A 22743-nucleotide genomic window follows, 5' to 3' on the forward strand; every position below is an offset into this window, starting at 1 on the left:
TATACAGACATCTGCCGCAGGCCATACGGCACGCAGACCCGGCGCCATGCACAGGCTGGCGTCCTTCTCCGTTTTCAGCAGGAGCCTCCCATGTCCGTCAACAGCGTCAACAGCAGCCTGTTGCTGAATGCCAGCTACAGCAGCAGCACCATTACCGACAGCAAAACCGGCAATAGCATCAGCAGCAGCACCCTCACCGTGGACGAAGTGGTCACGCTGGGGCAAAACAGTGAAGACAACAGTGCCCTCACCTATGGCAAACCGACCACGGGCAGCAGCACGCCGGTGGATGTACCTGCCTTGCTGGCCAAGTCCAACCAGCAGGTGTCGGATTTCCTCAAGCTGCTGGGCAATCTGGTCCAGCAACAAGGCCTGCAATGGAACAAGGTGGTCAGTGGCGAACAGAAGCTGACGGTTGACCCGCAGACCAAGGCAGAAGCCACCCAGGCGGTGTCGGAAGATGGCGAACTGGGCATCAAGAACACCGCGCGGCGCATTCTGGACTTTGCCCGGCTGGGCATAGGCAACGACCCCGGCAAGATAGATACCATTCGCGCGGCTGTGCAGCAGGGCTTTGACGAAGCCAAGAAGGCATTTGGCGGCAGCCTGCCGGACATCAGCAACCAGACGCGGGATGCCATCATGGCTACGCTGGATGACTGGCAGAAAAACGGCCTGCCGAGCAATAACGACTACACGCTGATCCGCCCGGACTTGCAGCAGGACCAGCAGCAGGCCACACAAAACGCGAGCAGTTGAAGCATGCCCGCAGTCCGTGACCGGGCTGCGGGAACACCAGCCGTGTCAGTAAATATCGCGGCCGAAGTACTGCACGCTCAGCTTCTTGAAAGTGCCATTGGCGCGCACGGCGCTGATGGCCTTGTTCAGCTTGTCCAGCAAGGCCTTGTCTTCCTTGCGCACCGCCATGCCGGCACCGGAGCCCAGCACCTCGCGCTCAGCGGCGTTGTCACCATTGATGGACGGGCCGACAAAGGCAAAACCCTTGCCCGGTTCGCTCTTGAGAAATCCCGCTTCCACTTGCAGCTCGTCCTGGAAGCTGGCATCCAGCCGGCCATTCACCAGGTCGGCATAGGCCTTGTCCTGATCCTCATAGCGCACCACATCCATGCCGCGCGGCCCCCAGAACTTGCTCAGGTACATGTCGGCCGTAGTGCCGCGCTGCACGCCTACCCGCTTGCCTTTCATCCCCTCCACCGTGAACTTGAGCGGACTGCCCTTGGCGGCAATCAGCCGCTGCGGCGTACGGAAATAGCGCTCGGTGAAGCTGACCGTCTTGGCCCGCTCGGCGGTAATGGTCATCGACGACATGATCACATCGTACTTCTTGGCCATCAGCCCCGGAATGATGCCATCCCAGTCCTGATTGATCAGGCTGCAGCGGGCTTTCATTTCCTTGCACAGGGCAGCAGCCAGGTCTGCCTCAAAGCCGACGATCTGCCCCGCCGGGTTCAGCGATTCGAACGGCGGATAGGTGGCATCCATGCCGATACGCAGATTGTTCAGATCCGTCGCTCCCGCTTGCAGGGCGACAGCAGACAACAACACGGCACACCAGGATTGCAGCTTCATCTTCATTCCTCCGGACTGGGTGAGTAGACAAACGCACGACAAGGGACGGCTTGGTGTTATCACGCCACACCCGTCAAGGGGTGTGGCGATACGGCAAAAGGGTTCTGACAGTCAGGAAAGGTCACGCTCCAGCAACAACATGTCGTCGAAGCGTTCCTGACGGCGGATCAGGCGGTATTGGCCCGGACCGTCAATCAGCACCGCAGCGGAACGCGGCTGGGCGTTGTAGACGGTCTGGTTTTCCAGCTGGTAGGCACCCACATCCAGGAAGGCCAGCACATCGCCCGGCGCACTGGCCTCAGGCAGCAGGAACTGCTCACCCAGCGGGCCATGGCGGAAGTAATCGCCACCGTCGCACAAGGGGCCGCCCAGCTTCACGGGCTGATTGTGGCTGTCCGTCATGCGGCTGGCATTGTAGACATAGAAGTACCAGTCCTTGTAATCCGGAATGGCATTGAAGCCGGCATCCAGCATGCACCACTGCACCTGGCCTTCCACGCTGCCATCCTCGCGCAACAAGGTTTTGCGCTTGGCGGTCACCATGCGGGTAAGCAATACCCCGGCACTGCTCACCACCTTGCGGCCCGGCTCGATGCAGATTTCGATATCCTCACGCCAGGCGTGTACTTCGCGGATGACGGCAGCGGCAAATTCATTGGCGCCGATTTGCGGCTGCATATTGTCCGGCCCGCCCAGGCCACGGTCGGTGGCGTAGCGGTACGGTGCCGGAATGCCACCGCCGACATTGATCATGTCAAAGCGCACACCCAGTGCTGCTTCCAGCTGGCGGGCACAATCCACCAGCACACGGGTGGCCGCGCCAAACGGCTCGGCATCCGGCACCTGGTCACCCACATGCATGTGCAGGCCGCACAGCTTTACATAGGGCATGTCCAGTGCCTGACGGCAAATGCCTTCGGCATCGGCCAGATCCACCCCGGACTTGGCGCGGAATGCCGTCATCAGGCCTTCATGGGTAGCGGCCTTGACGTTGGGCTCCACCCGCAGGCAGATGCGTACCGGAATTTGCAGCTGACGGCTGATACGGTCGATGGCCAGCAATTCGTGCTCGCTATCCACATTGATGGCATGCAGCTGCTGGCGGATGGCGAATTCCAGTTCCTCATCACGCTTCACCACGCCGTTGTAGACAATCTGGCTGCCGGCAAAACCTGCGGCCAGACAGCGGCGGATTTCATTGGCCGAATTGGCTTCGATGCTGATGCCGGATTCGCGCACCACCTGCAATACCGCCAGCAAGGAGCAAGCCTTGGAGGCGTAACAGATGCGGGTATTGGCATGGCTGGCAAAGGCCTGCTTGATTTCGTCAACATTGCGGCGGATTTCCGGCGCGGAATACACGAATAGCGGTGCGCCGAGTTCTGCGGCCAGCGCGGCCAGCCCCACCCCCTCCATCTGCAACTGTCCATCAGCAGCAGACAGACGGCGGTCGTGTTGCAGGGTGTATTGCCGTTGGGAATCGAAATCGTGATGCATGTGCGCTCCGTCATGTTGTGTTGTTTGTTGCCAAACATACGGAAATCGCCTAGTTTTCACGAACGAATAATTGGCATCGAACCATTCCATTCCGTCATGAATGAAACCCATCACCTGCCCTCGCTCACCGCCTTGCGCGCCTTTGTCACCGTCATCGACACCGGCAGCTTTACCGAGGCCGCACGCCGCCTGTTTCTGACCCAGGGTGCCATCAGCAAGCAGATCAGCCTGCTGGAGCAGCACTACGCCACCGCGCTATTGCAAAGGCAGCACCGGCAGATACGCCCGACACCGGCAGGCCAGACCCTGCTGCCGGTGGCGCGTGAGGTGGTACAAAAGCTGAAGGAAGTGGACAGGCAGATCAAAACCCGCAGCGACATCCTCAGCCTGCAGGTGTATGTGAGCTTTGCCGTGCGCTGGCTGATGCCGCGGCTGGGCAGCTTTTACCAGCAGCACCCGCTTACCCAGCTGCGCATCGACAGCATGGTGTACGAACCGGAGGTGCTGGACCCGGACAGCCATCAGGCCTATATCCTGTTCGGGCGCGGACAATGGCCGAACATGCAGGCCGAGCTGCTGTTACCCGAGGTGCTCAGCCCGGTGTGCTCCCCCGCCATGCGGACTGAACTGTCCGGTGTGGACAGCCTGGCAGGCCACACCCTGTTTCACACCACCCGCGACTATGAGGAATGGGTTGCCTGGCTGGATACCCAGGGCATACACACGCTTGCCGCCTACAAGCATCAAGTGGTGGACTTGCACCACCTGGCGTGGACGGCGGCTGCCAGCGGGTTGGGTGTGGCGATCGGTGACATGGCCTTGCTGCAGGACGAGCTGGAACAAGGCCGGCTGGTCTGCCCATTCGATAGCCAGTTGCATACCGGTTCCGGTTACTGGCTGGTCTACCCCGAGAGTTATGCCGAGCATCCGGGCTTGCAGGATTTACTGTCCTGGCTGCGCGAGCAGGCTGGCGGCATTCGCCACACACCATAGAAAAAGCCCGGCATGGAGGCCGGGCGACAAGTCAACAACACAGGAGAAATCACAAAGGCAAATGCGTGGACAGGGCATTGAGCTTGCGCAGTGCCTGACGGAAACGGGTGTGGGCGCGGGACACGGTGGATTCGCTGATATCCATCTGCTGGGCGGCAAAGTAGCCGGTCATGCCTTCTACTTCCATCAGCCAGACGGCTTCACGCGAACGTTTTTTCAGGCCGATCAGGTCGGCTACCTGGTTGAAATCGTCGAGTTTCATGGCGCTGATCTCCGACATCATGGGGTGGGGGAATGATGCTCCAGCCAGTGCAGCAGACACTGGCAACCCCGGTAAAACCACTTGCCGGGGCCGGTAAATTCAGCATAGATGCTTGCAAAAAAAATGCACGGACAGTTTTGCAAGCGGGAAGAAAGACCAGGCTGGCTCAGCTGCCCCTTGCGGCCAGCCAGTCCAGCATGCCTTGCCCGGCGGCGCGGCCACTGGCAAGGCACGCGGTCAGCAGATAGCCGCCGGTAGGGGCTTCCCAGTCCAGCATTTCACCGGCGCAGAACACGCCCGGCATGTCTTTGAGCATCAGCCCGGCGTCCAGCGCCTCCAGCCGGACCCCGCCCGCAGTGCTGATGGCTTCGTCGATGGGCCGCGTGGCGTGCATGGTCAGCGGCAAGCGCTTGATACCTGCGGCCAGCTGATCCATATCGTTGAATGCTTCCTTGCTCAGGCATTCGCGCAGCAGGCCTGCCCTCACCCCTTTCAGGTTCAGGCGGCTTTGCAGATGGCTGGATAGCGAACGCGAGCCGCGTGGATGTTTTACTTCCGCCGCCACCTGTCCGGCACTTTTTTGTGGCAGCAAATCCAGATACACCGTGGCACTGCCATTGGCCAGCAAACTGTCGCGGATGGGCGCGCTGAAGGCATAGATCAGATTGCCTTCCACCCCGTGGCGGGTGACCACGCATTCACCGGTCTTGCGCACGGTATGACCAGCCAGATCGGTAAACTCCAGCAGCACCGACTTGAGCGGCTCTCCGGCAAACTTGTCGGCAAAGTGGCTGCTCCAGTTGCAGTCAAAACCGCAATTGGCCGGCAGCAAATCGCGCACCGCCACACCGCGTTCGGCCAGCACGGGCAGCCAGCTACCATCCGAACCCAGCTTTTTCCAGCTGCCACCACCCAAGGCCAGCAGCACGGCATCATGCCGCGCCTCTACTTCGCCCTCCGGCGTGGCAAAGCGCAAGGCGCCCTGTGCCGTCCAGCCCAGCCAGCGGTGGCGCACCCTGAATTGCACACCGGCCTCGCGCAAGCGCGTCAGCCAGGCGCGCAGCAAGGGTGCTGCCTTCATCTCGCGCGGGAATACCTTGCCCGAGCTGCCGACGAAGGTTTCCACCCCCAGACCATGCACCCATTCACGCAATATGTCGGCATCGAAGTCATGCAGCCAGGCAGCGACCTCGCCTTCCCGTTCGCGATAGCGGCCGAGAAAGTCCGCCTTGGCTTCGGAATGGGTGATGTTCATCCCGCCCACGCCGGCCAACAGGAATTTGCGCCCTACCGACGGCATGGCGTCATATACCGTCACCGTCACACCCACCCGGGACAGCACCTCGGCTGCCATCAGGCCGGACGGACCTCCGCCAATGATGGCAACACGTGAACAAGATGGGGATGACGACATGACAACTCCTGCAGCAAGAACAAGGCAAAACCGGCGGGCCGGTCGACAGAGGGCGGATTGTTGCAGAAAACCCGCGTTATCCCAAGCCACATCGTACCCATACGGCCAAAGGGGGAAAAAATTTTGTTTTAAACCAAGCACAGTTAATATGACGTGCGTTACGCTGGCCGCTGTAGCAGGTCGAGACGGCCTGGATAAAAACATAAGCAACAACAAAAGGAGGCGGGGCTCCCGTACATATAATGAAAAAATTTTCCGAATGGCCAATCTGGCTGCGTCTGACCAGCGCCATCTGGTGCTGTCTGGTGGTGGCATGGAGCGGGCTGATTGCCTGGGAAACCACGGTCAGCCGTGATATTGCGGTATCGCAGGCCAAGGACCTGGCCAGCAGCATGAACGAAATGACGCTGGCCGGCCTCACCGGCATGATGATGACCGGCACCGTGGGTCAGCGTGACGTGTTTCTGGATCAAATCAAGGAACTCTCCGCCGTGCGCGAACTGCGTGTGGTCCGGGGGGATGCGGTCAACAAGCAGTTTGGCCCCGGCAACGCCGGTGACAAGGCGCATGCCGCGGACGAAGCGGAAAAGAGCGCACTGGCCAGCGGCCAGCCCTATGTGGCCATTGAATCCAGCCCGCAACTGGGCGAACACCTGCACGTGGTGTACCCGGCACGTGCGGCCAGCAATTACCTGGGCAAGAACTGCATCAGCTGTCACCAGGTGAGCGAAGGCACCCCGCTGGGCGCGGTCAGCATGCGCATTTCACTGGAAAAACCCTACGCCTCGGTGGCGCAATTCCGCAACCAGAGCATCCTGTTTGCCATCATCGCCTCGCTGCCGCTGATGCTGGTGGTGTTCCTGTTCATCCGCCGCTTTGTCACCCGGCCGCTGCAAGCCATGGCAGGTGGTCTGGCTGAACTGGCCAAGGGCGAAGGCGACCTTACACGCCGGCTGGAAGTACGCCATCAGGATGAAATCGGCAAGACTGCCAGCCTGTTCAACCAGATGCTGGGTTCCATTGCCGAGCTGGTACGCCAGGTTGGCACCGCTGCGCGCAGCGTGGCTTCGTCTTCCGGTCAGCTGAGTCAGGGTGCGGAACGACTGGCCGAGGGTTCGCAAGCCCAGAATCGCCAATCGCAGGATGCGGCGCAGGCGGTGGAGCAACTGGCCCAGCATATTGGCGACATTGCCCGCCATGCCGAACAGGTACTGCAACAGTCGGATGAAAGCCTGCAACGCTCGCAGCAGGGCCGCCAGGACCTGAGCCGCTTGCAACAGCAGGTTGGCGAAATCCAGCAAGCTGTCACCATGATGTCCGAAGCGGAAACCGAGCTGGTGCAATCCACCGCTGCCATCACCGGCATGACCCAGCAGGTGCGCGACATTGCCGAACAGACCAATCTGCTGGCCCTGAATGCCGCCATCGAAGCGGCCCGTGCCGGCGAAGCCGGACGTGGCTTTGCCGTGGTGGCGGACGAAGTGCGCAAGCTGGCGGAAAAATCCGCCCTGTCGGCGCGCGAAATCGACAGCGTCACGGATGCGCTGAACAACAAGACCGAAGCCGTGCGCGATGCCGTGGCAGCCAGCCTCAGCTCCTTGCAGGCCAGCAACCAGTCGGCGGCACAAGTGGCCAGCGTACTGGATGCCGCCAATGACTCGGCGGTGGCCGTCCGTAATGGCCTGCAACAAATCGTGCAGGTGACCGAACAGCAGCGTGAAGCCAGCGAACGCGTGACCCGCAATATCGACAGCATTGCCCAGCTGGCCAATACCAACGACTCCGCCATCCAGCACACCGTGCGCTCGGCCGAAGAGCTGGAACAACTGGCAGGCGGACTGAACGACTCGGTGGCCCGCTTCAAGGTGTAGCAAACCGGCAAGAGCAAGCAACGCCAGTGCGCCCCGGCCCGCTGGCGTTTTTTCTGTCTGCCAGCGCAGTACAGCCACATCCGCAACAGCCGGTTTGGCCAATACGCCGTCTGCTGTTACACTGCCAGCCCGTTTCTGTCGTGATATCGCCAAGTCCGTGAAAAAAATCGCCTTTTCCAGCCTCACCGCGCTGCCTGAAGCCCTGCTCTCCAACCTGGACAGCCTTGGTTACCACAGCATGACCCCCATCCAGGCCGAAAGCCTGCCGGTGATTCTGGACGGGCGCGACCTGATCGCCCAGGCCAAGACCGGCAGCGGCAAGACCGCCGCCTTCGGCCTTGGCATCCTGGCCAACATCAACCCGCGCTGGTTTGCCGTACAGGCACTGGTGCTGTGCCCCACCCGTGAACTGGCCGACCAGGTGGCGCAGGAAATCCGCCGACTGGCACGCAGCATCGACAATATCAAGGTAGTGACCCTGACCGGCGGCTCGCCGATGGGGCCGCAGCGTGCCTCGCTGGAACACGGTGCACACATCGTGGTGGGCACGCCTGGCCGTCTGCAGGATCACCTGTACCGCGAATCGCTGAACCTGGCCGGGGTGAAAACCCTGGTGCTGGACGAAGCCGACCGCATGATTGACATGGGCTTCATCGAGGAAATCGTCGGCATCGTGCGCGCCTGCCCGCGCCAGCGTCAGACCCTGCTGTTCTCCGCCACCTATCCGGACACCATCCGCAAGGCCAGCGCGCAGTTCCTGCGTCAGCCGGTGGAAGTGAAAGTGGAAGCGCTGCACAGCGGCGACCATATCGAACAATGGTTCTACAAGGTGAAGCCGGAAACCCGGCTGGAAACCGTCACCCGCATCCTGCAGCACGTGCGCCCGGCTTCCGCGCTGGCCTTCTGCAATACCAAGGAACGCTGCAAGGAGCTGGTGAAAGACTTGCAAAGCCGTGGCTTCTCCGCGCTGGCGCTGTATGGCGATCTGGAACAGCGCGACCGCGACCAGATCCTGCTGCGTTTTGCCAACAAGAGCACCACCGTGCTGGTAGCCACCGATGTGGCCGCACGCGGGCTGGACATCAAGGAACTGGACCTGGTGATCAATGTGGACGTGAGCCACGACCCGGAAGTGCACATCCACCGCATTGGCCGAACCGGCCGTGGCGAGTTGCATGGCCTGGCCATGACGCTGACCTGCGAAAGCGATGCCCGCCGCCTGGTGCAGATCGAGGACTACCAGAAGGCCCCGCTCACCTGGGCCGAAGTGGACGAACTGACCCCGGCGCCGGGCGGCCAGCTGATTCCGGCCATGGTGACGCTGGAAATTGCCGGCGGCAAACGTGACAAGCTGCGCCCGGGTGACATTCTGGGCGCGCTGACTGGTGACGGCGGCATTGCCGGCAGCCACGTGGGCAAGATCAACGTGCTGGAAGGTGCCAGCTTTGTCGCCCTGCAGCGCGACATCGCCCAGCAGGCTTTTGAACGGCTGTCGGTCAGCAAGATCAAGGGCCGTCTGTTCAAGATGCGCTTTGTCGAATAAGCCTTGCGCAACACACCATGCAAAAGCCACCCCAAGGGGTGGCTTTTTTGTTTTCCGACCGAAAACCAGAGTCTGTTCAGAGTCTGTTCTGAACCTGTTCTGAGTCTGTTCAGAAGGGTTTGTCACCCAGAATCGTGGCCCTGTGCATGATGCGACGGTTGGGACGGTAATCGTCCACCGCATAATGACTGGTAGAGCGGTTATCCCAGAACGCCACATCCCCGGCCTGCCAGCGCCAGCGGATGGTGAATTCCGGCCGCGCCTGATGGGCAAGCAGGAAGGCCAGCAAGGCAGCGCCCTCTTCTTCCGGCAGCTCGTTGATTTCGGTGGTGAAACCGCCATTGACGAACAGGCCCTTGCGACCGCTCACCGGATGGGTGCGCACCACCGGGTGGCTCAGCGGCGGATTGTCGCGCCGCGTCTGTTCCCATTTTTCCCGGTCGGCCGGCGTCAGGCCAAAGCGCTTGAGCGGGAAGGTCTTGGTGAAGTCATGGGTGGCAGTCAGCCCTTCCAGCATGGTTTTCAGCCGGTCGGACAGCGCATCCCAGGCAGCAAAGCTGCTGGCCCACAGCGTGTCACCGCCAAACTCCGGCAAGTGGCGAGCGGCCAGTACCGCAGCGGCAGGCGGTGTTTCGATGAAGGTGACATCAGTGTGCCAGATGGCATTGTCCTTCAGGTCGAAGGCGTCGGTGTCCAGAATCATCACCTGCGGTGCATCCGGGTGTTGCGGGTAGATGGGGTGGGTGTGCAGATCGCCAAAGCGGGCGGCAAAGTCGCGCTGCTGGCGCGGGCTGATGTCCTGATTACGGAAGAACAGCACCTGGTGTTGCAGCAGGGCCTGCTGTATCTCCTGCTGCAGGCTGTCAGTCAGCGGCTGCGCCAGATCCACGCCTTCAACAATCGCGCCCAGCGCCGGGGACAAACGGGTAAGAGTCAGACTCATCTTCTATTCCTTGCATCATTCGGTTCTGGCCGCCGCCACAGGCAGCGACCATGAAATCTTCAATCCAGCTGGCCATGCCAGGGTGCCAGTCGCCGCTGCAACAGGCGCAAGCCCAGTTCCAGCGCAAAGGCGATCACCGCGATGACGGCAATGCCCAGAATCACCACATCGGTCACCAGGAACTGCGCTGCCGACTGCACCATGAAACCCAGCCCGCGGGTGGCCGCCACCAGTTCGGCCGCCACCAGGGTGGACCAGCCGGTACCCAGGCCGATGCGGATGCCGGTGAGAATTTCCGGCAAGGCCTCGGGCAAGATGACAAACCACAGCAACTGGCTGCGGCTGGCCCCCAGCGTCTGCGCGGCACGCAGGCGGTTACGGCTAACCTGCGCCACGCCATGACTGGTGGCAATGATGACCGGTGCCAGTACCGCCAGGAAAATCAGCAGCACCTTGGACAATTCGCCAATGCCGAACCAGATGACAATCAGCGGCAGATAAGCCAGCGGCGGCACCGGGCGATAGGCTTCAATCAGCGGGTCCAGCAGGCCACGCGCCACCGGGCTGACGCCCATCAGCACACCCAGCGGGATGCCCAGCAACACCGCAGCCAGCAAGGCCAGCACGATGCGCTGCAGGCTGGCTGCCAGGTGCTGCCACAAGGTGGCATCCATGAAACCCTGGATGCTGACGGTGATCAACTTGGCCACCACCGCTTCGGGCGCCGGCAGAAACAGCGGCGGCACAATGCCGCTGTGCGACAGCCCCCACCAGCCGCCCAGCACTGCCAGCAGGCTGATCAGGCTGAGCCAGCCGCGACGGTATTGCCGCCAGCGGGGGCTACCAGCGCGCGGGCTGCTGGCCGGCAGTTCGTCCGGTACGGTTTTACTGACGGCAACATCAGCCAGTTTTTGTTCCAGTGTCTGTTCCAGTGCATTCATGCGGCAATCTCCTCGGCCTGACGGCGATGGTCGAACAAGGTGGCCAGCAATTGCTCGCGCAGCGCGATGAAGGCCGGATCGGACTTGATGGACCGCGCCGATTCACCGGCGCGGTAACGCTGGCTGAAACCAGGGCGCAGGGTTTCCACAATGCGGCCCGGCCCCGGCGACATCAGCACCAGCTCAGTGGCGAGAAACAGCGCCTCTTCGATATCGTGGGTGATCAGGAAAATGCGTCGCCGCGCCTGCTGCCACACCTTGAGCAGCAGCTCCTGCATTTGCTCGCGGGTAAAGGCATCCAGTGCGCCGAAGGGTTCGTCCATCAGCAATACCTGCGAGTGGCTGGCCAGTGCGCGGGCAATCCCCACGCGCTGACGCTGGCCGCCGGACAGCTGCCAGCTGTAGCGACTGCCGGCCTCCGGCAGGTCGACCAGGCGCAGCACCTCGTCAGCCCGCGCCAGCCGTTCGGCCTTGGCCACGCCTTGCAGACGCAAGCCAAACGCCACGTTGTCACGCACGGAAAGCCAGGGCAGCAAGGCGTCGTGCTGAAACACCACGGCGCGGTCCGCACCCGGCCCGGTCACCCGGGCTTCACCAAAGCGCACCTCGCCGCCATCCGGCTGGACAAATCCGGCAAACAGGTTCAGCAAGGTGGTCTTGCCGCAGCCGGACGGCCCCAGTGCCACGGTCAGGTCATCCGGACCGATATCCAGCGACACTTCGGACAAGGCGGGCCGGTCCTGACCGGGATAGCGCACGCTCACCTTGTTGGCGGAGAGGATGGCCATGATTATTTCGCTGCCTTCACAAACTGGTTGCTCACATAGGGGCTGTAATCAGCCTGCAGGCTGTCCACCTTGCCCTGCGATTTCAGGAAGGCTGCGGTATTGGCTACGGCCTGCACGAAAGGCTTTTGCAGCAGGGCAATCTGGTCCTTCTGGGTGAGGAAGCGGTTGCCCTGCAAGCCCAGCACCACGTCAGCCGGCGCAGCGCCGGTCAGACGGCTGATCTTGTCGATATTGTCCTTGTTGGCGATAAAGGCCTTGGGGTTGGCCACATAACCGGCGATGGCATCCAGCGATACCTTGGCAAACTTGTTGACGAATTCCGGATGGGCATCGGCAAAGTCCTTGCGCACGATCCAGATATCGTAAGTCGGGGCGCCCCACTTGGAGACCTGTGCCGAGCTGGTCAGCACCTTGCCGTTAGCCTTGATCTTGCCCAGTGCCGGGTCCCACACGTAGGCGGCATCAATGTCGCCACGCTGCCAGGCTGCAGTGATTTCGCTGGGGCGCAGGTTCAGCACATTCACCTTGCTGGCATCCACATTCCAGTGCTTGAGCGAGGCCAGCAGGCTGTAGTGGGTGGTGGACACATAAGGCACGGCCACTTTCTTGCCGATCAGGTCCTGCGGCTTGGCAATCTTGCTGCCATTGCGCACCACCAGTGCCTCGGCATCACCGATTTCATCGGCCACCAGGAAAGTGACAATGGGCAGGCCACGGCTGGCGGCAGCGGCCAGCGGGCTGGAGCCCAGGTTGCCGATCACCACGTCACCCGAGGCCACGGCGGCAATCACTTCCGAACCGCTTTCAAACTTGCGCCAGTTGATCTGGGTGCCGGTGGCCTTTTCATAAGTACCGTCAGCTTGCGGAATCTTGGTAGGGTCGATGCCGGTCTGGTAGGCGATGGTGACTGCATCACCGGCATGGGCCAGACTGCCGAACAGGGCAAGGGAAGCGGCGATCAGGGAGAGGCGAACCGTCTTGGTCTTGGCTTGTGTCATGGTGTTTTCCGTTATTGGTGGGTTTGTTTGCTGGACACCAATCTAGCAAGCAGCCACCGGAAAACTAAGCAAGAAAAAACGGTTTACTTAGCAAAAAAATGCAATAGGAAAACCCTGACAGTAATCACAAAAACAGCTGAAAACCCAGCGAGCCGGCCAAAACCGAACAATCGGCTTGATGTGGAGCAAACAGGGGGCAAAGTTTGTCCCGCGGCTATTTAAACCAGAGCGCAGAGAAAATACCATGCAGTTAAAAGCTGGCTCTTCAACTAACAAGGCCCAGGCACTTGTCAGTGCAAATACTTCACCACGACAGGCTGAAGCGCAGTAAAGTCATTAAAAATCAAAACAACAGCTTCAATCAAAGAGAACAACCCAACGGTAGCCGGAGACTTTAATGTTTGGTGCAGCAAAGAACAGACGTATCCAGGAATTAGAGCAACAAGTCGCACAGCTGGAACAGGAAGCACGCCTCAATCAAACCCGCCTGCAGGAAAGTGAACAAGCCCGTCAGCAAGCCGAGCAGCAGCTGTCCAAATTGCAACTGACCAGCCAGCGCAATGACAGCTATATCGAACCCTTTGGTGATTTTTGCAGCAGCCTCGCCAGCATCCGCGCCTCGTTTGCCGACCTCGCCACCCTGATGGAAAACAATTTTGGCGCTGCCGCCGATGCCGTCACCACGCTGCATGGCACCCGTGGTGCGGTGGATACCCTGGCGCACAGCTTTGATGAAATCGCCCAGGCACAGCAGAAAACCGCTGAATCCATGGACTCGCTCAACAGCAAGACCGGGCAGATCCGCCAGTTCGTGCAGCTGATCAAGGACGTGGCCGACCAGACCAATCTGCTGGCATTGAACGCCGCCATCGAAGCCGCCCGTGCCGGTGAACAAGGCCGCGGCTTTGCCGTGGTGGCCGACGAAGTGCGCAAGCTGGCCGAGCGCACGGCCAATGCCACCAATGAAATTTCCAGCCTGGTGGGCGATGTGGAAAGCGCCTCGCACAGCACCAAGCAACAAGTGACCGAAGCGGCCGCACAGGTAGCAGGTTACCGTGAAACCGGCATTGAAACCGCCAATGCCATCCGCAGCATGGTGGATGTCAGCGAACAGATGGCACGGGTGATTGCCCAGGGCACCAACACCAGCTTCATGGAAGTGGTGAAGCTGGACCACATCGTGTTCAAGCTGGATATCTACAAGGCCTTCATCGGCTATCACGACCTGCATGCCGACAAGGTGTCCTCCCACCAGCATTGCCGTCTGGGCAAGTGGTATTACGAAGGCCGCGGCGCGCAGGAATGCAAGGGCAACAGCAACTACACCCAGTTGGAAGCGCCGCACGCCAATGTGCACAACTTCGGCAAGGAAGCGCTCAACGCCTTCCACGCCCACGAGTTTGCCAAGGCACAGCAGGCACTGCGCCGCATGGAGGATGCGTCCAGCCAGGTCATGGACATTCTGACCGAGATGGAAAACCAGCCCTGTACCCGCAAGATCTGAATCACTTTGTCAGCTGCCTGAAGCCGGTCATTGACCGGCTTTTTGTTTAACCGTCATTGGCGACAAAGCTGGCACGCAAGGCGGCAATATGCGCGGGGCCGGTACGGCAGCAGCCGCCAATCAGCCGTGCCCCGGCAGCACGCCAGCGCTGCGCCAGTGCAACAAAACCCGCCACACTGGCGCTACCCTGCCAGCAGTGCTGTTCCGTATCCCAGTGCTCGCCAGAGTTGGGGTAGGCCAGCAAGGGCCTGGAAGTTACACTGGCCGTTTGCCCCAACAGTGCCTCCAACAGCAATGGATCGGTACAGTTCACCCCCAGTGCCACCACTTGCGGTACGGCGTCCAGCATGGCCATGCAGTCGGCCAGCCGCTCGCCCTGCCATACATGTTCTGCATCACGGCAACTGAAGCTGATCCAGGCGGGCGTGGCGGGAAATTCCTGCTGCAGCAAGCGCGCCAGCGCTTCGGCCTCCTGCGGGCAGGGAATGGTTTCGCAGGCCAGCAAATCGGCCCCGCTGGCGGCCAGCACCGCCAGTCGTGGCCGGTGAAAGTCCATCAGCTGGGTCACGCTCAGGCCATAATCCCCCCGGTATTCCGAGCCATCCGCCAGCATGGCCCCGTAAGGCCCGACCGACGCTGCCACCAGCGGCGCTGTCGCCCCTTCTGGCTGGCCGGCCATGAAGCGTTGGCGCGCCTGCAAGGCCAGATCCACCGACAGCTGCATCAGCCGGGCGGCTTGCAGCCGGTCCAGGCCACGCCGGGCAAAGCCCTCAAAACTCGCCTGGTAGCTGGAGGTGGTGATGATGTCGGCCCCGGCCTGCAGATAGTCCAGATGCAGCCGGGCGATGGCCTGTGGCGCTTCCAGCAATACGCGTGCCGACCACAGCGGGTCGGCCAGATCAAAACCGCGCGCCTCCAGCTCGGTGGCCAGCGCACCGTCCAGCAGCAGGCAATCGCGTTGCGCCAGCCTGTCCTGCAGCACCATCAGGCCCGCCCTGCTCATGTCGCCGCTCCCGGTTTTTGCTGCATGCGCTGGCGCAAGGCTTCGATGGCATAGCGCACTTTTGCCGGCTGAGCATCGCGCCGTGGCGTCACCACGAAAATCCCCAGGGCAGGCAAGCGCCATTGCGGCAACACGCGCAGCAAGCGCCCATCGGCCAGTTCCTGCCGCACTTCGGGCTCCGGCTGTATCGACAGGCCCATGCCGGCCAGCACAAACTGCCGCGCAGCCAGAATGTTATTGCTGCTCACCCGCCGCTCCACCATTGGCCGCTCTACCTCGCCAGCTGCATTTTCCATGATCAGCCAGGTGTGACTGCGCTCATGGTCCAGCATCACCCATTGGTGCTGTTCCAGTTGCTGGGGGGTGGTGATGGCCGGATGACGCGCGAGATAAGACGGTGCTGCGCACAACACGCTCTCCCAGTCCGCCAGATGGCGCGCCACCAGCGAGGAATCCTTCAGATCCCCGGCACGCAAGGCAAGGTCGATGCGGTGCTGTACCAGATCGATCATTTCGTCATGAAAGAACAGCTTCAGGCTCAGGCGCGGATGAGCCGCCAGCAAGGGGGCCAGTGCTTCGGTGAGCATGGGCCCGGCAAAGCCGGTGGGGGCGGACAGGCGCAATTCACCCACCGGGGCGTCACGCATTTCGTTCAGGCGCTGCTCGGCCAGGCGCGCGGCGGCCAGCATGTCGGCACAGCCCTGATAAAACAGGCTGCCTGCTTCGGTCAGGGTCAGGCTGCGCGTGGTCCGGTGCAGCAAGGACACGCCATGTTCCGACTCCAGCTTGCTGATGTGCTGGCTGACTGCTGATGGCGTCATGCCCAGCGCACGTGCCGCCGCCACCATCGAGCCTTGCTCCACCACGGTGGCAAACACTGCCATACGGCGCAAGATATCCATATTATTAAGTTTGGCTAAGTTATTAATGCCAGTATCAGCTGATTATCAGCAGGACGGCAAGTCATTACACTGCGATTCATTCACTATCCACCCAAAGGAATGCAAAATGAAAATCGCTCTGATTGGTGCCACCGGCTTTGTCGGCTCTGCCGTACTGCAAGAACTGCTGGCCCGCCAGCATCAGGTTTCCGCCATTGTCAGCCGCCCGGAACGCCTGCCCGCCCACCCACAACTGACAGCCGTCAAGGCCGATGCCTATGATGCCGCCGCCATTGCCCAGGCCGTTGCCGGACACGATATGGTGATCAGTACCTTCAACCCCGGCTGGGACAAGGCCGACATCCGCGCCCTCTTCCTCAAGGGCCATGCCGCCATTGTGGCCGGCGTGAAACAGGCAGGGGTGAAACGTTTTCTGGAAGTGGGCGGTGCCGGCAGCCTGTACGTGGCACCGGGCGTGCAACTGATCGACACCCCGCACTTCCCCGCCGAATACAAGGAAGGTGCCGAAGGCGCCCGCCAGGCACTGGCAGACTTGCAACAGGAAACCGTGCTGGACTGGGTATTCCTGTCGCCACCGGCGCTGCTGGCTCCGGGCGAGCGCAGCGGTCAGTACCGTCTGGGTGGCGATGCGCTGCTGATGGATGGTGAAGCCCCCGCCGGTATCAGCGTGGCCGACCTTGCCGTAGCCATTGCCGACGAGGTGGAAGCGCCGCGCCACAGCCGCCAGCGCTTTACCGTCGCACACTGATTTTCCCGTGTACCCGCCTTGGCCGCCTTGCTCCTGCAGGCGGCTTTTTTCATTGGCCCGCGCATGCTGCAACCGCACATCAAAACCCGCACCAATATTGGCGTTGACAGCCATTCCCGGCTTATCTACAGTGCCAGCCAGCCGTAATGGATGGCGCAGGAGAGATCACCCTGAGGGTGACGCCGAAGGGGTATCGCCCCAGAAACTCTCAGGCAAAAGAACTGCACCATCATCTGGCTCTCTGGAGAGAAGACCCTGGCCTGTTTGCTGCCCTGCGGTCTCGCCGAAGGAAGGTCGCCTGCCGACCACAATCTCTCAGGCAAAAGGACAGAGGGGGCGAAGACTGCGCCATGCCTGCGCGCAGGCTGTCCGGCTGAATTCAAGGGGCAAGCCCCGGCCGCCAGCCACCGCCCGGCACCAGCAGACCCGCGCCCGCTCGCCAACCCCCACCCGGTTACCGGACTTGACGCTTCACGACGCCTGATGGCCGGAAGCAGAACAGTCAGCCTGCACAAAGCATGACACGCTGACACACGACACACGGGCCTGCATCCACAACCAGGCAGTCCCCCACCCGCAACACCGGCAGCCTGCACGGCAGGCTGCCTGCATCAGACAAGAGAGCATCATGGCAATCAGTGTTTTTGACCTGTTCAAGATTGGTATCGGCCCGTCCAGCTCCCACACGGTTGGCCCGATGCGTGCCGCGCGCCAGTTTGTCGCCCGGCTGGAAAAAGACGGCCTGCTGACGGCCACCCGCCGCGTACGCAGCGAGATGTATGGCTCGCTGGGAGCCACCGGCAAGGGCCACGGTTCGGATACCGCCGTTTTGCTGGGCCTGGCGGGCGAACTGCCCGACATGGTGGATACCGACGCCGTGCCGGACATCCTGGCCACCATCCGCCGGGAAAAACAGTTGAAGCTGCTGGGCGAGCACGCCATAGCCTTCAACGAGCCGGACGACCTGATCCTGCACAAGCGCAAAACCCTGCCCTACCACCCCAACGGCATGATTTTTGAAGCCTTCGACGCGGACGGCAACAGCCTGTCCAAGCGCGCCTACTATTCGGTAGGTGGCGGCTTTGTGGTGGATGAAGCCGCCATCGAGGCCGGCTTTGCTCCGCCGGGCGTCACCGAGCTCAAACACCAGTTCAATACCGCCGCCGAGCTGCTGGCACTGTGCAAGGAACAAGGCAAGAGCATCAGCCAGATCATGCTGGAAAACGAACTGGCCTGGCGCAGCGAGGAAGAAGTGCGCCGCGACCTGCTCACCATCTGGGGCGTGATGCAAGCCTGTGTCAAACGCGGCTGCCAGCGCGAAGGCACCCTGCCCGGTGGCATGAAGGTAAAACGCCGCGCCGCAGACATGTACCAGAAGCTGCTGGCTGCACCGGAAGCCGCGCTGCGCGACCCGCTGACGGTGATGGACTGGGTGAATCTGTATGCGCTGGCGGTGAATGAAGAAAACGCCGCCGGTGGCCGTGTGGTAACCGCTCCCACCAATGGTGCTGCCGGCATCATCCCGGCGGTAATGCATTACTACGCCCGCTTTGTACCGGGTGCCAGCGAAGACGGTATCGTGCGCTACCTGCTGACCGCCGGTGCCATCGGCATCCTGTTCAAGCTCAATGCCTCCATCTCCGGTGCCGAAGTAGGCTGCCAGGGCGAAGTGGGCTCAGCCTGCTCCATGGCGGCCGGTGCCTTGGCCGAGGTGATGGGCGGCACGCCGGAACAAGTGGAAAATGCGGCGGAAATCGGCATGGAACACAATCTGGGCCTGACCTGCGACCCGGTGGGCGGCCTGGTGCAAGTGCCGTGCATCGAGCGCAACGCCATGGCCTCGGTCAAGGCCATCAATGCCGCGCGCATGGCCTTGCGTGGCGATGGCCAGCATTGCGTTTCGCTGGACCGCGTGATCAAGACCATGCGCGACACCGGCCGCGACATGAGCACCAAGTACAAGGAAACCGCCCGCGGCGGTCTGGCCATCAATGTGATTGAAGTACCGGTCAACGTGGTGGAGTGCTGATACCAGCACCTTGGCTTGCGGGCCAGAACACAAAACGCCGTGGACACTGTCCACGGCGTTTTTCATGGCTGACACTGCCTGAAAAACTAAACCGCCAGCGGTTCCAGCTTGCGCAGCCGCAGGGCAATCAACAGCAGGGCCAGCAAGCCCAGCGCAATCATCGCCGCCACGCCATTCCATTTGCCCATGCCCCATAGCAGGCCGGAGAAGGAACCCACCACACTGGAACCCAGATAATAGGCGGTGAGGTAAAACGCCGAGGCCAGCGCCTTGCCGCGTTGCGCACGACGGCCAATCCAGCTGCTGGCCACCGAATGGCCACCGAAAAAGCCGAAGGTAAACAGCGCAATGCCCGGCACCATCAGCCACAGCGAATCTGCCAGCGTGCACACCAGCCCGGCGGCCATCAGCACCACCATCAGCCACAACATGTTGCGGCGGCCAAAGCGGTCGGCCATGCGCCCTACCCAGGCAGAGGCCCAGATACCCACCATGTACAGCGAGAACACAAAACCCAGCACGCTGTGGCTCAGGTTGAACGGTGCGGCCAGCAAGCGGAAACCCAGATAGTTGTACAGGCTGACAAAGCAGCCCATGAACAGGAAGGCGGACAGGAACAACCAGGGCAGGCCGCCATCGGCAAAATGGCTGCCCACATCGCGCCGCAGTTCGGCCAGGTTCAATGGCACCGGCTTGAAGTGGCGCGAATCCGGCAGGCTGCGCCAGAACTCGATGGCACCGGCAATCCCCAGCACAGCCAGTGACAGTACTGCGGCACGCCAGCCAAAGTGGTCGGCAATCACCGCGGCCAGAAAGCGCCCGCTCATGCCGCCCAGCGCATTACCGGCGATATACAGGCCGATGGAATGGCCCAGTGACAAGGGCTCCACCTCTTCGCTCAGATAGGCCATGGCCACGGCAGGCAAACCGGCCAGCACCACACCGAAAATGGCACGCAGGTAGAGAAACTGCTGAAAGCCGGGCGCAAAGGCCGCCAGCAGCATCAGCAGCGCAGCCAGGCTCAGTGCGATATTCATCACCGGCTTGCGCCCCACCTTGTCCGCCAGAAAGCTGGCCGGAATCAGCGCCAGCGCAAGGCCGGTGGTGGGCACCGACAGCACGCTGCTGGCGGCAGCCGGGCTCAGGGCAAAGTCTTGCGCAAACATCGGCATCAGCGGCTGCATGCTGTACAGCATGGAAAAGGTGCAGAAGCCGCCGACAAACATGGCACGTGCAGTGGCACGAAAGGCGGGCGAACCGGCTTGCAGGCGGGCGCTGGGGGAAATGGTGTTCTCCTGTGCAGAAGCAGGGCCTGCATGTAGCGTAGCAGCACAGGAAGCAGAATCGGGAGGCATGATGAAACCGGTAGCAGTGATACAGGATTCGAGCTTAGTCCTTGACAAAACAGTAGTCCAATATATCTTTATTCAATTATTAATACTTTAAAAGTATCAATATGGAACTGCGCCACCTGCGTTACTTCGTCACGGTTGCCGAAGAACTGCACTTCACCCGCGCTGCCGAGCGCCTGCACATCGCCCAGCCGCCCTTGTCCCAGCAAATCCAGGCACTGGAAGCCGAGCTGGGCGTGGCCTTGTTTCTGCGGGAAAAGCGCAAGGTGGAACTCACCGCCGCCGGTCAGCAATTTCTGCAACGCGCCAGGCGCATTCTGGCCGATACCGAAGAGGCCGCCGAACAGGCCAGACGCGCCGCGCGCGGTGAGGTGGGCGAGCTGCGCATCGGCTTTACCTCCTCCCTGCCGCTTACCCCCATCCTGCCCGCCGCGCTGCATGCCTATCGCCAGCACTACCCGGCAGTACGGCTGACCTTGCGCGAAATGTTCACCACCGACCAGTTTTCCGCCTTGCAGCAGCAGGATATCGATGTCGGCTTCGTGCGTTTCAACGGCCTGTCTCCGGCAGACCGGATAGTGGTGCAGGAGCTGCGGCGCGACCCGTTGCTGGTGGTAATCAACAGCAACCACCCGCTGGCAGGTGAGCCCAGCCTGTCGCTGGGGCAATTGCGCGACGAGGGCATGATCAGCTATCCGCGCAGCGCCGGCACCGGCCTGCACACGGTCATCCGCCAGCTGTGCGAGGCCAAGGGCTTCGAGCCGCGCATCACGCAGGAAGCGGGCGAGGCCACCACCCAGGTGGGCCTGGTGGCGGCCGGCCTTGGCATCGCCATCCTGCCCTCGCCGCTGAACTGCGTGCAGCTGCCGGGCGTGCGCTATATCCCGCTGACCGACGAGGGCGCGTATCTTGCCATGGGCATTGCCACCCGCGAGGGCGACAGCTCGCCGCTGGTGGCCGGCTTCATCGCTCACTTGTGGGACGAAATCCCTGCCAGCTAGGCACCAACTGGCGGGTTGTTGCGTTTTGTCTATCCAGAATTGGCAAAAATGGCGGATTTTTCATGGCAACAGCCCGGATTTTCCGCCGACGCCAGCCCATCCCTCATTTGCAGGATGGTCAGCGCCTGATAGCTGCATGACACTGGCTCCACAATAAGAGCGACTGACAAAAACCCTGCCACTGCGTTGCGCCGCCTTGCCGTACTGCCTGTACTGCCTGCGTCGGCGCGCCTTGCCACAGGGACGCTTTGCCATTTTGTCAGCCGCCCTGCAGGACAGACGGCAGGCCACGCAGCCACCGCACGCCATACAGAGGAGAACACATGCAGCAGCCATCAGACCATCAGCCCGATCTGGCCATGTTCAGCGCCATCTTGCTGGAGATTTATCGCCTGGCGCGCGAGGAGTCGCTGGAGCGCTTTCACCACACCGTGCTGGAGTGCCTGCGCCCGCAACTGCACTTCGACAAGGCCTGGTGGGGCCGCGCCGCCCAGGCGGCGGATGGCCCGCACGAGCACAGTTCCTTTCTGTTTGGCCTGCCGGACCACTACATCGACGACTGGAAATCCATCCGCCAGCACGACATTACCGTGACGCGCGTGCATGCCCGGCCAGGCCTGGCCGTGGTGGTGGACATGCAGGGAGACGATGCACCGCCACAACTGCAATGGCTGGGCCAGCGCCACGACATTGGCGAATTGCTGTGTGTGATCCACATCGACCCGGTCACCCAGCTGAGCGACCATCTGGCGCTGTACCGTCGCCCCGGCGCACCACGCTTTACTGCCGCCGACTGCCTGTTGCTGTCCTGCCTGATGCCGCACCTGGCCTCCAGCATGGCCGTCAACCAGATCCGCACCCTGCAGGCGCTGCGCGAAACCATGAGTGGGCCGCGGCTGGCCATGGCAGTGTGCGACCAGCACGGCACCCTGCACTGTGCCGAGCCCGGCTTTGTCGACCTGCTGCTGACCGAGTGGCCACAATGGACTGGCCCGGCCTTGCCCGCAGGCCTGTCACCGCAAGGACATGACGGTGACAGGCTCAATATCGAGGCGCGCCGCATCAGCGACCTCTACCTGCTGACCGCGCGCTACCGCTGCGCGATGGAGCAGCTTTCCAGCCGCGAAACCGATGTCGCGCGCCTGTTCGGCGAAGGACTCACCTACAAGGACATCGCACGCAGGCTGGGCATGTCGCCGCATACCGTGCGCCATCACATTCGCGCCATCTACGCCAAGCTGGGCATCAAGGGCAAGGCAGGCATCGCCCATCTCTTGCACCAGCAAGCGCCATTCGGCTGATCTTTCCAGCCTGCTGACTCCACCCCTACGTCCCTGAAGCTACCGAAGCTGCCATGGTCCGCC

Annotated in this window: 20 protein-coding genes and 1 riboswitch; of the genes, 9 read left to right on the plus strand and 11 right to left on the minus strand. The window is 61.8% G+C overall.

From position 1 onward, the window contains the following. Positions 1-90 precede the first annotated feature (90 nt). Positions 91-759 (plus strand): hypothetical protein, encoded by a 669-nt coding sequence (locus ACE3SE_RS12925; protein ID WP_045847938.1) that lies wholly within the window; start codon positions 91-93, stop codon positions 757-759. 45 nt (positions 760-804) lie between these two features. Here the strand turns inward: ACE3SE_RS12925 and ACE3SE_RS12930 are convergent, their stop codons facing one another. Both ACE3SE_RS12930 and lysA read right to left on the minus strand, forming a co-directional pair. Then, positions 805-1590 (minus strand): ABC transporter substrate-binding protein, encoded by a 786-nt coding sequence (locus ACE3SE_RS12930; protein ID WP_374555806.1) that lies wholly within the window; start codon positions 1588-1590, stop codon positions 805-807. A 111-nt stretch (positions 1591-1701) separates the two neighbouring features. Beyond that, entirely contained in the window at positions 1702-3087 is a 1386-nt protein-coding gene (lysA, locus tag ACE3SE_RS12935; RefSeq protein WP_374555808.1) for a diaminopimelate decarboxylase, read from the minus strand. Positions 3088-3183: 96 nt separating this feature from the next. Between lysA and ACE3SE_RS12940 the strand changes: the two genes are divergently transcribed. After that, positions 3184-4080, plus strand: coding sequence for a LysR substrate-binding domain-containing protein (locus ACE3SE_RS12940; RefSeq protein ID WP_374555810.1), 897 nt, complete (start codon positions 3184-3186; stop codon positions 4078-4080). Positions 4081-4129: 49 nt separating this feature from the next. Here the strand turns inward: ACE3SE_RS12940 and ACE3SE_RS12945 are convergent, their stop codons facing one another. After that, the gene (locus tag ACE3SE_RS12945) at positions 4130-4342 is read right to left on the minus strand and encodes a sigma factor-like helix-turn-helix DNA-binding protein (protein WP_045847980.1); all 213 of its coding nucleotides are present in this window, start codon (positions 4340-4342) and stop codon (positions 4130-4132) included. 166 nt (positions 4343-4508) lie between these two features. After that, positions 4509-5756, minus strand: coding sequence for a TIGR03862 family flavoprotein (locus ACE3SE_RS12950; protein WP_374555813.1), 1248 nt, complete (start codon positions 5754-5756; stop codon positions 4509-4511). Positions 5757-5998: 242 nt separating this feature from the next. On the opposite strand from ACE3SE_RS12950, the gene ACE3SE_RS12955 reads away from it, so the two are divergent. Then, entirely contained in the window at positions 5999-7627 is a 1629-nt protein-coding gene (locus ACE3SE_RS12955; protein ID WP_374555815.1) for a methyl-accepting chemotaxis protein, read from the plus strand. A 157-nt stretch (positions 7628-7784) separates the two neighbouring features. Beyond that, positions 7785-9170, plus strand: a complete 1386-nt coding sequence (dbpA, locus tag ACE3SE_RS12960) for an ATP-dependent RNA helicase DbpA (RefSeq protein WP_374555817.1) — start codon at positions 7785-7787, stop codon at positions 9168-9170. Between the two features lie 109 nt (positions 9171-9279). Here dbpA and tauD read toward each other — a convergent pair whose 3' ends face one another. The 4 genes from tauD to tauA are packed head-to-tail and all read right to left on the minus strand — an operon-like array spanning position 9280 to position 12840. Continuing rightward, the gene (gene tauD / locus ACE3SE_RS12965) at positions 9280-10113 is read right to left on the minus strand and encodes a taurine dioxygenase (protein WP_374555819.1); all 834 of its coding nucleotides are present in this window, start codon (positions 10111-10113) and stop codon (positions 9280-9282) included. A 59-nt stretch (positions 10114-10172) separates the two neighbouring features. Continuing rightward, complete coding sequence (tauC, locus tag ACE3SE_RS12970; RefSeq protein ID WP_374555821.1) at positions 10173-11054, minus strand: taurine ABC transporter permease TauC; 882 nt, start codon at positions 11052-11054, stop codon at positions 10173-10175. Continuing rightward, a complete protein-coding gene (tauB, locus tag ACE3SE_RS12975) occupies positions 11051-11842 on the minus strand; it encodes a taurine ABC transporter ATP-binding subunit (RefSeq protein ID WP_374555823.1) in 792 nt (263 codons plus the stop codon). Before tauB ends, tauC begins: the two co-directional genes overlap by 4 nt. A 2-nt stretch (positions 11843-11844) precedes the next feature. Further along, entirely contained in the window at positions 11845-12840 is a 996-nt protein-coding gene (tauA, locus tag ACE3SE_RS12980; protein ID WP_062787082.1) for a taurine ABC transporter substrate-binding protein, read from the minus strand. A 397-nt stretch (positions 12841-13237) separates the two neighbouring features. On the opposite strand from tauA, the gene ACE3SE_RS12985 reads away from it, so the two are divergent. After that, the gene (locus ACE3SE_RS12985; protein ID WP_374555825.1) at positions 13238-14344 is read left to right on the plus strand and encodes a methyl-accepting chemotaxis protein; all 1107 of its coding nucleotides are present in this window, start codon (positions 13238-13240) and stop codon (positions 14342-14344) included. A gap of 46 nt (positions 14345-14390) precedes the next feature. Here ACE3SE_RS12985 and mmuM read toward each other — a convergent pair whose 3' ends face one another. After that, complete coding sequence (gene mmuM / locus ACE3SE_RS12990; protein WP_374555827.1) at positions 14391-15347, minus strand: homocysteine S-methyltransferase; 957 nt, start codon at positions 15345-15347, stop codon at positions 14391-14393. Continuing rightward, entirely contained in the window at positions 15344-16231 is an 888-nt protein-coding gene (locus ACE3SE_RS12995; protein WP_374555829.1) for a LysR family transcriptional regulator, read from the minus strand. The genes mmuM and ACE3SE_RS12995 overlap by 4 nt, the downstream gene beginning before the upstream one ends. Before the next feature lie 124 nt (positions 16232-16355). Here ACE3SE_RS12995 and ACE3SE_RS13000 point away from each other — a divergent pair, with 124 nt between their 5' ends. After that, positions 16356-16997 (plus strand): NAD(P)-dependent oxidoreductase, encoded by a 642-nt coding sequence (locus ACE3SE_RS13000; protein WP_374555831.1) that lies wholly within the window; start codon positions 16356-16358, stop codon positions 16995-16997. 146 nt (positions 16998-17143) lie between these two features. Beyond that, positions 17144-17231, plus strand: a riboswitch (glycine riboswitch). 394 nt (positions 17232-17625) lie between these two features. Next, positions 17626-19026, plus strand: coding sequence for an L-serine ammonia-lyase (locus tag ACE3SE_RS13005; protein WP_045848286.1), 1401 nt, complete (start codon positions 17626-17628; stop codon positions 19024-19026). A gap of 86 nt (positions 19027-19112) precedes the next feature. Here the strand turns inward: ACE3SE_RS13005 and ACE3SE_RS13010 are convergent, their stop codons facing one another. After that, on the minus strand, positions 19113-20381 hold the full coding sequence (locus ACE3SE_RS13010; RefSeq protein ID WP_374555833.1) for an MFS transporter: 1269 nt from the start codon (positions 20379-20381) through the stop codon (positions 19113-19115). A gap of 101 nt (positions 20382-20482) precedes the next feature. Between ACE3SE_RS13010 and ACE3SE_RS13015 the strand changes: the two genes are divergently transcribed. Both ACE3SE_RS13015 and ACE3SE_RS13020 read left to right on the plus strand, forming a co-directional pair. After that, positions 20483-21379: a LysR family transcriptional regulator gene (locus ACE3SE_RS13015; RefSeq protein WP_374555835.1), complete on the plus strand. Its 897-nt coding sequence runs from the start codon at positions 20483-20485 to the stop codon at positions 21377-21379. Positions 21380-21702: 323 nt separating this feature from the next. Beyond that, positions 21703-22680, plus strand: a complete 978-nt coding sequence (locus ACE3SE_RS13020; RefSeq protein WP_374555837.1) for a response regulator transcription factor — start codon at positions 21703-21705, stop codon at positions 22678-22680. Positions 22681-22743: the final 63 nt, after the last annotated feature.

The organism is Aquitalea pelogenes, assembly GCF_041914625.1.
Lineage (GTDB): Bacteria > Pseudomonadota > Gammaproteobacteria > Burkholderiales > Chromobacteriaceae > Aquitalea > Aquitalea pelogenes.

Bases quoted from the DNA above. Each gene is read 5' to 3' on its own strand.
- ACE3SE_RS12925 (WP_045847938.1), top strand. From the start codon at position 91: ATGTCCGTCAACAGCGTCAACAGCAGCCTGTTGCTGAATGCCAGCTAC.
- ACE3SE_RS12930 (WP_374555806.1), bottom strand. From the start codon at position 1,590: ATGAAGCTGCAATCCTGGTGTGCCGTGTTGTTGTCTGCTGTCGCCCTG.
- lysA (WP_374555808.1), bottom strand. From the start codon at position 3,087: ATGCATCACGATTTCGATTCCCAACGGCAATACACCCTGCAACACGAC.
- ACE3SE_RS12940 (WP_374555810.1), top strand. From the start codon at position 3,184: ATGAATGAAACCCATCACCTGCCCTCGCTCACCGCCTTGCGCGCCTTT.
- ACE3SE_RS12945 (WP_045847980.1), bottom strand. From the start codon at position 4,342: ATGAAACTCGACGATTTCAACCAGGTAGCCGACCTGATCGGCCTGAAA.
- ACE3SE_RS12950 (WP_374555813.1), bottom strand. From the start codon at position 5,756: ATGTCGTCATCCCCATCTTGTTCACGTGTTGCCATCATTGGCGGAGGT.
- ACE3SE_RS12955 (WP_374555815.1), top strand. From the start codon at position 5,999: ATGAAAAAATTTTCCGAATGGCCAATCTGGCTGCGTCTGACCAGCGCC.
- tauD (WP_374555819.1), bottom strand. From the start codon at position 10,113: ATGAGTCTGACTCTTACCCGTTTGTCCCCGGCGCTGGGCGCGATTGTT.
- tauC (WP_374555821.1), bottom strand. From the start codon at position 11,054: ATGAATGCACTGGAACAGACACTGGAACAAAAACTGGCTGATGTTGCC.
- tauB (WP_374555823.1), bottom strand. From the start codon at position 11,842: ATGGCCATCCTCTCCGCCAACAAGGTGAGCGTGCGCTATCCCGGTCAG.
- tauA (WP_062787082.1), bottom strand. From the start codon at position 12,840: ATGACACAAGCCAAGACCAAGACGGTTCGCCTCTCCCTGATCGCCGCT.
- ACE3SE_RS12985 (WP_374555825.1), top strand. From the start codon at position 13,238: ATGTTTGGTGCAGCAAAGAACAGACGTATCCAGGAATTAGAGCAACAA.
- mmuM (WP_374555827.1), bottom strand. From the start codon at position 15,347: ATGAGCAGGGCGGGCCTGATGGTGCTGCAGGACAGGCTGGCGCAACGC.
- ACE3SE_RS12995 (WP_374555829.1), bottom strand. From the start codon at position 16,231: ATGGCAGTGTTTGCCACCGTGGTGGAGCAAGGCTCGATGGTGGCGGCG.
- ACE3SE_RS13000 (WP_374555831.1), top strand. From the start codon at position 16,356: ATGAAAATCGCTCTGATTGGTGCCACCGGCTTTGTCGGCTCTGCCGTA.
- ACE3SE_RS13005 (WP_045848286.1), top strand. From the start codon at position 17,626: ATGGCAATCAGTGTTTTTGACCTGTTCAAGATTGGTATCGGCCCGTCC.
- ACE3SE_RS13010 (WP_374555833.1), bottom strand. From the start codon at position 20,381: ATGCCTCCCGATTCTGCTTCCTGTGCTGCTACGCTACATGCAGGCCCT.
- ACE3SE_RS13015 (WP_374555835.1), top strand. From the start codon at position 20,483: ATGGAACTGCGCCACCTGCGTTACTTCGTCACGGTTGCCGAAGAACTG.
- ACE3SE_RS13020 (WP_374555837.1), top strand. From the start codon at position 21,703: ATGCAGCAGCCATCAGACCATCAGCCCGATCTGGCCATGTTCAGCGCC.